Origin of the sequence: Burkholderia pyrrocinia, assembly GCF_022809715.1 — a bacterium.
GTDB classification, from domain to species: domain Bacteria; phylum Pseudomonadota; class Gammaproteobacteria; order Burkholderiales; family Burkholderiaceae; genus Burkholderia; species Burkholderia pyrrocinia_C.
Genome location: NZ_CP094459.1, coordinates 1,571,002 through 1,583,917, shown reverse-complemented (window position 1 = coordinate 1,583,917; position 12,916 = coordinate 1,571,002). Strand labels below are relative to the sequence as shown.

Genomic DNA, 12,916 nt, shown 5'->3' with positions numbered 1-12,916 from the left:
AACAATGAATATAAGACAAATCCGAAAATACCCCGAGATTGCATGGATTTGACCGGAATTGACGTTTGAATCGCGCCAATTACCGAGCATCGCAATCAGGTCAGCGAAGTATCGACGATACGGCGCGGCGTTTCAAGATACTCCTTCGACTGCATCTCGACGATACGCGAGACCGTGCGCGCGAATTCGTTCGCCATCGGGCCTTCGACGTACAACTGCTCCGCCGGCACCGCCGCGGACATCAGCAGCTTGACCTTGTGGTCGTACAGCACGTCGATCAGCCAGGTAAAGCGGCGCGCCTCGGACGCCATCCGCGGCGACATCTGCGGTACCTCGGACAACACGATCGCATGGAAGCGGCTCGCGAGTTCGAGATAGTCGTTCTGCGATCGCGGGCCGCCGCACAGCGTCGCGAAGTCGAACCATACGACGCCGTCCGCCTTGCGCAGCGCCTTCAGCTCGCGCTTCTCGATATGCAGGATCGGGCTTTCGTCGGGTACCGCGGCGAGCTTCGCGAACGCATGGCGCAGTTCGCGATCGGCGTCGGCGCCAAGCGGCGTGTGATACATCTGCACCTGCGCGAGCGTGCGCTGGCGATAGTCGACGCCCGCGTCGACGTTGAGCACGTCGAGCTTTTCCTTGATCAGCGCGATCGCCGGCAGCATGCGGTCGCGGTGCAGTCCGTCCGGATACAGGTCGTCGGGATCGTAGTTGGACGTCATCACGAACTGCACGCCGTTGTTGAACAGGCGGTCGAGCAGACGGTACAGGATCATCGCGTCGGCAATGTCCGACACGTGGAACTCGTCGAAGCAGATCAGCCGGTAGCGCTTCGCGATGCGTCGCGCGAGTTCGTCGAGCGGATCGGCCTGCCCTTTCAGTTCCTCGAGCTCGCGGTGCACTTCGCGCATGAATTCGTGGAAATGCAGGCGCGTCTTGCGCTGCACGGGTACGACCGCGTAGAAGCTGTCCATCAGGAAGCTCTTGCCGCGACCGACACCGCCCCACATGTAGACGCCGCGCGGCAGGTCCGGATGAATGATGAGCTTCTTGAACGCGTTCGAGCGGCGCGCCTTGTATTCGACCCACTCGTCAAAACAGCGCTGCAGGCGATCGACCGCGGCGCGCTGCGCGGGGTCGGACTGATAGCCGCGCGTGGTCAGTTCGCGCGTGTAGTATTCGGTGACGTTCATCGGGCAAACCGGAAAGAACGAAGGCGAGCGGGAAACCCCGCCCGCCTTCGTCATGAGACGGCTGCGCCGGCCAAGGGCCGGCTGGCGCTTACCGCGCTCAGCTATTCAGCGAGCGCTTGTCGACGGCGAGCGCCGCTTCGCGCATCACTTCCGACATCGACGGGTGCGGATGGCAGATGCGGGCGATGTCTTCCGACGCCGCCTTGAATTCCATCGCCACCACGGCTTCCGCGATCAGGTCCGACGCGTTCGCGCCGATCACGTGCACGCCGAGCAGTTCGTCGGTCTTCGCGTCCGCGATCATCTTCACGAAACCGTCCGGTGCGTTCATGCCGAGCGCGCGGCCGTTGATCGAGAACGGGAACTTGCCCGACTTGATCTCGCGGCCTTCCGCCTTCAGTTGCTGCTCCGTCTTGCCGACCCACGCAATTTCCGGGTACGTGTAGATCACCCACGGAATGCAGTTGTAGTCGATGTGCGGCTTCTGGCCGTCGATCACTTCCGCGACCAGCACGCCTTCATCTTCCGCCTTGTGCGCAAGCATCGGGCCGCGCACCACGTCGCCGATCGCGTACACGTTCGGCACCGCCGTGCGGCAGTGGTCGTCGACGTCGATGAAGCCGCGCTCGTTCGCCTTCAGGCCGATTGCCTCGAGGCCGAGGTTGTCGGTGTTCGGCACGCGGCCGACCGACACGATCAGGCGGTCGGCGTCGAGCGTCTGCGCGTTGCCGTCCTTGTCCGTGTAGGCAATCGACACGCCGTCCGCGGTCGTCTTCACTTCGCCGATCTTCACGCCGAGATGGATGTCGAGGCCCTGCTTCTTGAACAGCTTGGCCGCTTCCTTCGCGAGCGCTTCGTCGGCTGCGCCGAGAAACGCCGGCAGCGCTTCGAGCACCGTCACTTCGGCACCCAGGCGACGCCACACCGAGCCGAGTTCGAGGCCGATCACGCCTGCGCCGATCACGGCGAGCTTCTTCGGCACCGAGTCGAACGTCAGCGCACCTTCGTTATCCGACACGATCTTGTTGTCGACCGGGATGCCCGGCAGGTGACGCGCCTTCGAGCCCGTCGCGATGATCACGTTCTTCGCGGTGACGACTTCGGTTTCGCCTTCGCCGCTCACTTCGATCTGCACGCCGGCGTCGGTCTTGCCGGCGAACTTGCCATGGCCCTTCAGCCAGGTGATCTTGTTCTTCTTGAACAGGAACTCGATCCCGCTCGTCATCTTCTCGACGATCGCGTCCTTGCGGCCGATCATCTTCGCGATGTCGATCTTCACGCCGTCGACGGTGATGCCGTGGTCGGCCAGGTGATGCGACGTGTTCTCGAACTCTTCCGACGACGCGAGCAGCGCCTTCGACGGGATGCAGCCCACGTTCAGGCAGGTGCCGCCGAGCTTCAGCGCGCCGGCCGGGTTCTTCCACTTCTCGATACAGGCAACGGTCTTGCCGAGCTGCGCGGCGCGGATCGCTGCGATGTAGCCGCCGGGGCCGGCGCCGATCACGACGACGTCAAATTCCTTGGACATGACAATCCTTTCTTCTTGTGCATCCGCACGGTCGCGCGTTTCGCGCGCCCGTGCGGGAGCGGGTCAATGCGGTGAAACTCGGCTTACAGGTCGAGCAGCAGGCGTGCCGGATCCTCGAGCGCATCCTTCATCGCGACGAGCGACAGCACGGCTTCGCGGCCGTCGATGATCCGGTGGTCGTACGACAGCGCGAGATAGTTGATCGGACGGATCACGATCTGGCCGTTTTCGACGACCGGACGCTCCTTCGTCGCGTGCACGCCGAGGATTGCCGACTGCGGCGGGTTGATGATCGGGGTCGACAGCATCGAGCCGAACACGCCGCCGTTCGAGATCGAGAACGTACCGCCCGTCATTTCCTCGATCGACAGCTTGCCGTCCTTAGCCTTCTGGCCGAATTCGGCGATCTTCTTCTCGATGTCGGCGAGGCTCAGTTGATCCGCGTTGCGCAGGATCGGCACCACGAGGCCGCGCGGCGAGCCGACGGCGATACCGATGTCGAAGTAGCCGTGGTAGACGATGTCGTTACCGTCGATCGACGCGTTCACGAGCGGGAACTTCTTCAGCGCATGCACGGCCGCCTTCACGAAGAACGACATGAAGCCGAGCTTCACGCCATGTTCCTTCTCGAACTTGTCCTTGTACTTGTTGCGCAGCTCCATGACCGGAGCCATGTTGACTTCGTTGAACGTCGTCAGGATCGCGTTGGTCTGCTGCGATTCGAGCAGACGCTCGGCGATACGCGCACGCAGGCGCGACATCGGCACGCGCTGTTCCGGACGGTCGTTCAGCCAGGTCGTCGCCGACGCCGGCACCTTCACTTCCGGCAGCGACGGCTTCGCAGCGGCCTTGGCCGGTGCGGCGGCCGGAGCGGCCTTCGGTGCGCTGCCTGCTGCCAGCGCGTCGCCCTTCGTGACGCGGCCGTCGCGGCCCGAACCTGCGACGTCGCCTGCCGACAGGCCCTTCTCGGCCAGCAGCTTCGATGCGGCCGGCGATGCGGTGGCCGAGCTCGATGCCGTTGCGGCAACCGGCTGTGCTGCCGGTGCGGCTGCAGCAGGCGCTGCTGCCGGCTTGACTTCGGCGGCGCCCGCCGCTGCTTCGGCCGCACCTGCCTTCGCTTCGGTGTCGATCGTCGCGATCAGCTGATCGGCAACCACCGTGTCACCGTCGTTCTGCAGCACTTGCGCGAGCACGCCCGCGGCCGGTGCCGGCACTTCGAGCACGACCTTGTCGGTCTCGAGTTCGATCAGGATTTCGTCTTGCGCGACTGCTTCGCCCGGCTTCTTCTTCCACTGCAGCATGGTGGCTTCCGAAACCGACTCCGAAAGCTGGGGGACTTTGACTTCTACGATAGCCATGTGATTTTCCTGGATGCTTAATCTGGGGTGTGACGAGGTTCGTGCGATTCCTTCGGCCGATGCGGCGCGCGACGCGCCCGGCAGGCCAAAAGAGACGGGAAAGCGCCGCGCGCCTTCCCGTTTCGCTTCCGTCGGTTATTTCGCGATCGATGCGCTCTTCAGGCGGCCGAAAGCACCTTCGATCAGGGCCTTCTGCTGCTCGTAGTGCTTCGCGTAGTAGCCAACCGCCGGCGAGGCCGAAGCCGGACGGCCGCTGTATGCCAGCTTCTGCCCTTCCTTCATGCCTTCCTTCAGATGGTGCTCGACGTAGAACCAGGGGCCCTGGTTCTGCGGCTCGTCCTGCACCCAGACCACTTCAGTCGCGTTCTCGTACTTCTTCATTTCGGCTTCGAACTGCTTGTGCGCGAACGGATACAGCTGCTCGATACGGATGATCGCGACGTCGTTCGCCTTCGCTTCGCGGCGGTGTGCGACGAGGTCGTAATACACGCGACCCGAGCATGCCAGCACGCGCTTGACCTTCTTCGCGTCGATGCCGCCGTCGGTTTCGCCGATCACCGGCTGGAACGAACCCTTCGCCAGTTCCGACAGGTCCGACACCGCTTCCTTGTGACGCAGCAGCGACTTCGGCGTAGCGACGATCAGCGGCTTGCGGAACAGGCGGATCATCTGGCGACGCAGCAGGTGGAAGATCTGCGCCGGCGTCGTCGGCTGGACGACCTGCATGTTGTGATCCGCGCACAGCTGCAGGAAACGCTCGATACGGGTCGACGAGTGTTCCGGACCCTGGCCTTCATAGCCGTGCGGCAGCAGCATCGTCAGGCCCGACACGCGACCCCACTTCACTTCGCCCGACGAGATGAACTGGTCGATCACGACCTGCGCGCCGTTGACGAAGTCGCCGAACTGCGCTTCCCACAGCACGAGCGTGTTCGGCTCGGCGGTCGAGTAACCGTATTCGAAGCCCAGCACCGCTTCTTCCGACAGCACCGAGTCGATCACCGTGAACTTCGCCTGGCCTTCGGCGATGTTCTGCAGCGGCACGTACGTGCCGTCGTTCCAGCGCTCGCGGTTCTGGTCGTGCAGCACCGCGTGACGGTGCGTGAACGTGCCGCGGCCCGAGTCCTGGCCCGTCAGGCGCACCGAGTAGCCCGATGCGACGAGCGACGCGAACGCGAGGTGCTCGCCCATGCCCCAGTCGAGCGGCTGGTCGCCGCGCGCCATGTTGCGGCGATCGTTGATCACGCGCTCGACGAGCGGGTGGACCTTGAAGTTTTCCGGGACCGTCGTGATGCGTTCGCCGAGGCGCTTCAGTTCGGCGAGCGGCACGGCCGTGTCGGCCGCATCCGTCCACTTGCGGTTCAGGAACGGAACCCAGTCGACCGCGTACTTGCTCTTGTAGTTCGACAGGACCGGGTCGACCGTGTGGTGACCGTCGTCCATCGCCTTGCGGTACGCCTTCACGTAGTTGTCGGCGTCTTCCGCGGTGATCACGCCCTGCTGCACGAGCTTCTCGGCGTACAGCGCACGGGTGCCCGGGTGCTGCGCGATCTTCTTGTACATCAGCGGCTGCGTGACGGCCGGCGTGTCCTGCTCGTTGTGACCCAGCTTGCGGAAGCAGACGATGTCGATCACGACATCCTTGTGGAACTGCATCCGGTAGTCGATCGCGATCTGCGTCGCGAGGATCACCGCTTCCGGATCGTCGCCGTTCACGTGCAGCACCGGCGCCTCGATCATCTTGACGACGTCGGTACAGTACAGCGTCGAGCGCGCGTCGCGCGGGTCGGACGTCGTGAAGCCGATCTGGTTGTTGATGACGATGTGCAGCGTGCCGTGCGTGCCGTAACCGCGCGTCTGCGCGAGGTTCAGCGTTTCCATCACGACGCCCTGGCCCGCGAAGGCCGCGTCGCCGTGGATCTGCACCGGCAGCACCTGCAGGCCGTCTTCGTCGCCGCGGCGGTCCATCCGCGCCTTCGCGGAACCTTCGACCACCGGGTTCACGATTTCGAGGTGCGACGGGTTGAATGCCAGCGACAGGTGGACCGGGCCGCCTTCCGTCGACACGTCCGACGAGAAGCCCTTGTGGTACTTCACGTCGCCTGCCGGCAGGTCGTCGACGTGCTTGCCTTCGAATTCGGCGAACAGGTCGGCCGGCATCTTGCCGAGCGTGTTGACGAGCACGTTCAGGCGGCCACGGTGGGCCATGCCGATGATGATTTCCTGCACGCCGCGCTTGCCCGCGTGCTGGACGACTTCGTCCATCGCCGCGATGAAGCTTTCGCCGCCTTCGAGCGAGAAGCGCTTCTGGCCGACGTACTTGGTGTGCAGGTAGCGCTCGAGGCCTTCAGCGGCCGTCAGGCGATTCAGGATGTGCTTCTTCTCGTCTGCCGAGAAGTTCGGCGTCGCGCGGGTCGACTCCAGGCGCTCCTGCCACCAGCGCTTCTGTTCCGGGTCGCTGATGTACATGTACTCGGCGCCGATCGTGCCGCAGTACGTGTCGCGCAGGCCCTTGACGATATCGCGCAGCGAAGCCTGGTCGAAACCGAAATACAGGTTGCTCGCGCTGTAGGTCTGGTCGAGGTCGCCTTCGGAGAAGTCGTAGAACGCGGGTTCGAGTTCGGGAATGGCGGGACGTTCGCGACGCTTCAGGGGATCCAGATTGGCCCATTGCGAGCCAAGGAAGCGATAGGCGCTGATGAGGGACTGGACGTGAACCTGCTTGCGCGCCGCAGCCAGATTGGTGCCGCTTTCGCGCGGGATGAAGGCATTGGCCTTCGCACGCTCGGCAAACGATTCGACGATCGGGAAATGTGCGACGTCATTGGCATTCGAACCGTCCGTTGCAGGCACATTCTGCAGCGCGTCGAAATACTCTCGCCAATTCTCCGGCACCGACGCCGGATTGTTGAGGTATGCATCGTACAGTTCTTCAACGTACGAAGCATTGCCGCCGAACAGATAAGAGTTCAGCTGAAACTGCTTCATTACATCTGACATTTTACGCTCACCTTTCTTCGAGCTTCTCGAGAAATAGCGGGTTACTCAACCTTCCGCGACACGGCCTGACCGTTTAGCGGATTGCGAATCAAGTCTTGCTTGGAAGGACCTAAAACTTGCGTGCGCGCAGCATATCACAGAACCGATACCGGAGTTCACGGCGAAATGTGCCCGAAAGCACCGCGCGACGGGGTTTTGCCGGATTGCCACGCCCCGCGGGAACAGTGTTTTGCCGACAACCCGGTTGCGCGCCGCGCAGACGCAAAAAAGGCCGCCCGGAGGCAGCCTTCTTTGTCATGCACGGGAACGGTCGAAACGCTCAGTCGACCGCGCCTTCGCGGCTCGCGCGGCGACGCTCGTGCTCCTTCAGGAAGCGCTTGCGCAGGCGGATCGACTGCGGCGTCACCTCGACGAGCTCGTCGTCATCGATGAACTCGACCGCGTATTCCAGCGACATCTGGACCGGCGGAACGAGACGCACGGCTTCGTCGGTGCCCGACGCGCGCACGTTGGTCAGCTGCTTGCCCTTGATCGGGTTCACGACGAGGTCGTTGTCGCGGCTGTGGATGCCGATGATCATGCCCTCATACAGCGCGTCGCCCGGCTTCACGAACATGCGGCCGCGATCCTGCAGCTTCCACAGCGCATACGCCACGGCCGCGCCGTCGTCCTGCGAGATCAGCACGCCGTTGCGGCGCTCGCCGACCGAGCCGTCCTTGACCGGTGCGTACGAGTCGAAGATGTGGCTCATCAGGCCCGTGCCGCGCGTGAGCGTCAGGAATTCGCTCTGGAAGCCGATCAGGCCGCGCGCCGAGATCTTGTATTCCAGACGCGTGCGGCCGCGACCGTCCGACGCCATGTCGAGCATCTCGCCCTTGCGGCGACCGAGCTCTTCCATCACGCCGCCCTGGTGTTCGTCCTCGACGTCGACCGTCAGCAGTTCGTACGGCTCGTGCTTCGCGCCGTCGATTTCCTGCATCACGACGCGCGGACGCGACACGGCCAGCTCGTAGCCTTCGCGACGCATGTTCTCGACGAGAATCGTCAGGTGCAGTTCGCCGCGGCCCGACACTTCGAACACCGTTTCGTCGCCGGTGTCCTTCACGCGCAGCGCGACGTTGTGGTTCAGTTCCTTCATCAGGCGGTCGCGGATCTGGCGGCTCGTCACGAACTTGCCTTCGCGGCCTGCGAGCGGCGACGAGTTGACGAGGAAGTTCATCGTCAGCGTCGGCTCGTCGACGGTGATCATCGGCAGCGCTTCCGGCGTATCCACCGCGCAGATCGTCGCGCCGATACCGACATCTTCAATACCGTTGATCAGCACGATGTCGCCGGCTTCGGCCGAGTCGACCTGCACGCGCTCGAGACCCTTGAACGACAGCACCTGGTTGATCTTGCGGCTCAGCACGTCGCCTTCCGGGCCGAAGCGCATCACGACCGGCTGGCCCGGCTTGATGCGGCCGCGCGTGATGCGGCCGACGCCGATCCGGCCGACGTACGTCGAATAGTCGAGCGACGTGATCTGAAGCTGCAGCGGCGCTTCCGGGTCGGCCGGGCGGACCGGCACGTGCGCGAGGATCGCCTCGAACAGCGGGCGCATGTCGCCTTCGCGCGTGGCCGGGTCGAGCGACGCATAGCCATTCAGGCCCGATGCATAGACGATCGGGAAGTCGAGCTGCTCTTCCGTCGCGCCGAGCTTGTCGAACAGGTCGAACGTCTGGTTGATGACCCAGTCGATCCGCGCGCCCGGGCGGTCGATCTTGTTGACGACGACGATCGGCTTCAGGCCGAGCGCCAGCGCCTTCTTCGTGACGAAGCGCGTCTGCGGCATCGGGCCCTCGACCGCGTCGACGAGCAGCAGCACCGAGTCGACCATCGACAGCACGCGCTCCACCTCGCCACCGAAGTCCGCGTGCCCCGGCGTGTCGACGATGTTGATGTGCGTGCCTTCGTACTCGACCGCGCAGTTCTTCGCGAGAATCGTGATCCCGCGCTCCTTTTCGATGTCGTTCGAGTCCATCACCCGCTCCGCAATCTGCTGGTTCTCGCGGAAGGTGCCGGACTGGCGGAGCAGTTGGTCGACGAGCGTAGTCTTGCCGTGGTCGACGTGGGCGATGATGGCGATGTTGCGAAGGGCGCGGGTCATAGAAACCTGGAAATCGTTTGAACGCGCAAGCGCGCCCGCTCGTTTTTCACGGGCGCGCGCGTTGCAGCTGGGAAAGCCTCAAATTATAGCACGTGCGAGTGTCGAAAGCTGGCTGGCACGTTGCAACGCAGCAAGCCGGGCCGGCCCGGCCTCTCCACGAACACGCGGACCTGCCGAAGGCGCCGCCGCCGGCAGACCGAAAACCCTTGTCGTGATAAGGGATTCTTGCAACGCGAAGCACGCCCCCTGCCGTTCGATTAACATTTGCCGCGGCAAGCAATTGTACCTATACTGCTGCCTAGTCAACTATTGCAGCTTCAGGGTTTTATGTCGGATTCTCCTACCCAACCGCCCGTTTCACCGCTGTCTTCGTATCAGATGAACGACAGCGTCGGTTATCTGATGTCGCGCGTGAAGTCCGTGATGACCAACCTCGTCACGCAACGCACGCAGGAAGAGCTCGGCATCACGGGCACGCAGGCGAGCATGCTGTTCATGATCGCGGTCGGCAAATGCTCGACGGCCGCCGAACTCGCTCGCGAATACGGGATCGACGCGAGCGCAGTCACGCGCCTGCTCGACCGGGTCGAGAAACGCGGCCTGCTGTCCCGCGTGCGCAGCATCGAGGATCGGCGCGTCGTGCGCCTCGAACTGACCGACGAAGGCCGCGCGCTTGCCGAACGCCTGCCGCCCATTTTCCGCAGCGTGCTCGACCAGGTTCTGGACGGATTTACGCCGGAAGAAGTCGGGTTCCTGAAGAGCATGCTGCGCCGCATTCTCAGCAACTATTGCGAGACGGCCGGCGGCAGCATCACGTAATAGTTGCCATAACAATTACTTTTGACAGATTAATGTAAGGAAATCCTTGCAGTGTCCATCATTCATTCCGAGTCAGGGGTCAGCGCGATGAAATCCTCCCCGTTGTCCATGCGCGCCGGGTCGTGCCGCGCCGCCGTCGCTGCCGCGGTCGCCGCACTGGCGCTGGCGGGCTGCGCGAATTACATCGGCATCAAGAGCGACAAGCAGATCGCCCCCGCGTCGCAATTCGAATCCGCGCAAAGCCTGCCGGCCCAGGGCGGCCAATGGCCGGCGCTCGACTGGGCCAGCCAGTTCGGCGATCCGCAGTTGCCGAAGCTGATCGACGAGGCCCTTCAGGGCAATCCGTCGATCGCGCAGGCTCAGGCGCGCATCGCGAAGGCATCGTCGTACATCGAATCGTCGCGCTCGAACCTGCTGCCGAAAGCCGAAGCCAGCTACTCGTGGACGCGCGAGCTGTATTCGTCGAACGCACTGTTCCCGCCCCCGTACGGCGGCCAGTGGTACAGCGAGAACAACGCGCTCGCGAGTGCGTCGTGGGAACTCGACCTGTGGGGCAAGAACCGCGAACGCCTGCACACCGCCGTGTCGCAGGAAAAAGCGGCCGAAGCCGACATGCAGCAGGCACGCATCACGCTCGCTTCGTCGGTCGCGCGCACCTATAACTCGCTCGCGCAGCTCTACGCGCTGCGCGATATCGCGCAACGCGAGATCACCAACCGCGAGACAGTCGGCAAGATCACCGACGGCCGCGTATCGGCCGGCCTCGACACCAACGTCGAACGCCAGACGGCCCGCGGCAATATCGCGACGACCCAGGCTTCGCTGTCGGATCTCGACGGCCAGATCACGACGGTGCGCTACCAGCTCGCCGCGCTGCTCGGCAAGGGGCCTGATCGCGGGCTGCAAATTGCGGCGCCCGTGATGAACCCGAGCGGCGAAGTCGCACTGCCCGGCAACCTGCCGGCCGATCTCGTCTCGCGCCGCCCCGACATCGTCGCCGCACGCTGGCAGGTCGAAGCCGCGATGCACGACGTGAAGGAAGCGAAGGCCGAGTTCTATCCCGACGTGAACCTCGCGGCCGGCTTCGGCTTCGATGCGTTCGGCTGGGGCAAATTCCTGAACTTCGCGAGCCGCCAGGCGCAGTTCGGACCGGCGATCCATCTGCCGATCTTCGACGCCGGCGCACTGCGTGCCCAGCTCAAGGGCCGCTACGCGGACTTCGACCTGTCGGTGGCGAACTACAACCAGACGCTGATCGGCGCGCTGAACGACGTCGCGACGCAAGTCGCGTCGATCCGCGCGGTCGATCGCCAGATGGGCGACGCGCAACGTGCGCTCGACGCGTCGACGCGCGCCTACGATCTCGCCGTGATCCGCTACAAGGCCGGCCTGTCGCCGCAACTGCAGGTGCTGACCGCGGACAGCAACCGCCTCGCCTCGGAGCAGACGGTGACCAACCTGAAGATGCGCCGGCGCGACATGCAGCTCGCGCTGATCAAGGCGCTGGGCGGCGGGTTCGATGCGACCGGCACGCCGCTCGCCGCGCCCGACGCCGACAAGCCGACCAAACAGGCCGCCAACTGATCCGGCGCCACCACTACGCAGACACTCGAAATAACGGACGGAGAAAATCGCCATGAGCGACCCTCAACAAAACGCCGCCGGCGCACAGTCGCAAAACAACGGGAAGCGCAAGCGGATGATGACGCTGCTCGTCGCGGTCATCGTGATCGCGGCCATCGCGTACGGCCTGTACTACTTCCTCGTCGCCCGCTTCCATGAAGGGACCGACGATGCGTACGTGAACGGCAACGTCGTGCAGATCACGCCGCAGGTCACCGGCACCGTGATCGCCGTGAAGGCCGACGATACGCAGACGGTCAAGGCCGGCGATCCGCTGGTCGTGCTCGACCCGGCCGATTCGCAGGTCGCGCTGCAGCAGGCGGAAGCCAACCTCGCGCAGACGGTGCGCCAGGTGCGCGGCCTGTTCGTCAACGACGACCAGTACCGCGCGCAGGTCGCGCTGCGCCAGTCCGACCTGTCGAAGGCCGAGGACGACCTGCGCCGCCGCGTGGCCGTCGCGCAGACGGGCGCCGTGTCGCAGGAAGAGATCTCGCACGCACGTGACGCCGTGAAGGCCGCGCAAGCGTCGCTCGATGGCGCGCAGCAGCAGCTCGCATCGAACCGCGCGCTGACTGCGAACACGACGATCGCGTCGCACCCGAACGTGATGGCCGCGGCAGCGAAGGTTCGCGACGCGTATCTCGCGAACGCGCGCAACGTGCTGCCGGCGCCTGTGACGGGCTACGTCGCGAAGCGCTCGGTGCAGGTCGGCCAGCGCGTGTCGCCGGGCACGCCGCTAATGTCGGTGGTGCCGCTGAATGCCGTGTGGGTCGACGCGAACTTCAAGGAAGTCCAGCTCAAGCACATGCGCATCGGCCAGCCGGTCGAGCTGACGGCCGACATCTACGGCTCGTCGGCCGTCTACCACGGCAAGGTCGTCGGCTTCTCGGCCGGCACGGGCTCGGCGTTTTCGCTGCTGCCGGCGCAGAACGCGACCGGCAACTGGATCAAGGTCGTGCAGCGCCTGCCGGTGCGTATCGAGCTCGATCCGAAGGATCTCGACAAGCATCCACTGCGCATCGGCCTGTCGATGCAGGTCGACGTGGACATCAAGGACGAACGCGGCAACCAGCTCGTCAACGCGCCGAACACCGTCTACGAGACCAACGTGTTCGCGAAGTACGGCGACGAAGCCGATGCCGAAATCGCGCGCGTCATCGCCGAGAACGCGGGCAGCAACGCGTCGGCAGTGCCGGCCGCGGCGAAGCAAGGCAGCGCCGCGAAGATGATGTAACCGTTCCGACTCCGG

The 12,916-nt window shown here is 64.3% G+C and carries 8 protein-coding genes; 3 read left to right on the top strand and 5 right to left on the bottom strand.

What is annotated here, in order from left to right:
• Nucleotides 1–95: 95 nt before the first annotated feature.
• The 5 genes from zapE to typA all read right to left on the bottom strand — a co-directional run bounded on the left by zapE (nt 96) and on the right by typA (nt 9,225).
• Nucleotides 96–1,193 carry a cell division protein ZapE gene (zapE, locus tag MRS60_RS07415; protein WP_034184039.1) on the bottom strand — a complete coding sequence of 366 codons (1,098 nt, stop codon included), beginning with the start codon at nt 1,191–1,193 and terminating at the stop codon, nt 96–98.
• A 97-nt stretch (nt 1,194–1,290) separates the two neighbouring features.
• Nucleotides 1,291–2,721: a dihydrolipoyl dehydrogenase gene (gene lpdA / locus MRS60_RS07410; protein WP_243565480.1), complete on the bottom strand. Its 1,431-nt coding sequence runs from the start codon at nt 2,719–2,721 to the stop codon at nt 1,291–1,293.
• 83 nt (nt 2,722–2,804) lie between these two features.
• The gene (gene odhB, locus MRS60_RS07405) at nt 2,805–4,079 is read right to left on the bottom strand and encodes a 2-oxoglutarate dehydrogenase complex dihydrolipoyllysine-residue succinyltransferase (protein WP_034184037.1); all 1,275 of its coding nucleotides are present in this window, start codon (nt 4,077–4,079) and stop codon (nt 2,805–2,807) included.
• Nucleotides 4,080–4,214: 135 nt separating this feature from the next.
• Nucleotides 4,215–7,079, bottom strand: a complete 2,865-nt coding sequence (locus tag MRS60_RS07400) for a 2-oxoglutarate dehydrogenase E1 component (protein ID WP_034184036.1) — start codon at nt 7,077–7,079, stop codon at nt 4,215–4,217.
• 319 nt (nt 7,080–7,398) lie between these two features.
• Entirely contained in the window at nt 7,399–9,225 is a 1,827-nt protein-coding gene (gene typA, locus MRS60_RS07395) for a translational GTPase TypA (protein WP_034184035.1), read from the bottom strand.
• Between the two features lie 327 nt (nt 9,226–9,552).
• Between typA and MRS60_RS07390 the strand changes: the two genes are divergently transcribed.
• The 3 genes from MRS60_RS07390 (at nt 9,553) to MRS60_RS07380 (ending at nt 12,901) form a co-directional block, all read left to right on the top strand.
• Entirely contained in the window at nt 9,553–10,044 is a 492-nt protein-coding gene (locus tag MRS60_RS07390; RefSeq protein WP_034184034.1) for a MarR family winged helix-turn-helix transcriptional regulator, read from the top strand.
• A gap of 87 nt (nt 10,045–10,131) precedes the next feature.
• Nucleotides 10,132–11,628 carry an efflux transporter outer membrane subunit gene (locus MRS60_RS07385; RefSeq protein ID WP_243565479.1) on the top strand — a complete coding sequence of 499 codons (1,497 nt, stop codon included), beginning with the start codon at nt 10,132–10,134 and terminating at the stop codon, nt 11,626–11,628.
• A gap of 52 nt (nt 11,629–11,680) precedes the next feature.
• The gene (locus MRS60_RS07380; RefSeq protein ID WP_243565478.1) at nt 11,681–12,901 is read left to right on the top strand and encodes an efflux RND transporter periplasmic adaptor subunit; all 1,221 of its coding nucleotides are present in this window, start codon (nt 11,681–11,683) and stop codon (nt 12,899–12,901) included.
• The last annotated feature ends 15 nt before the right edge of the window (nt 12,902–12,916 follow it).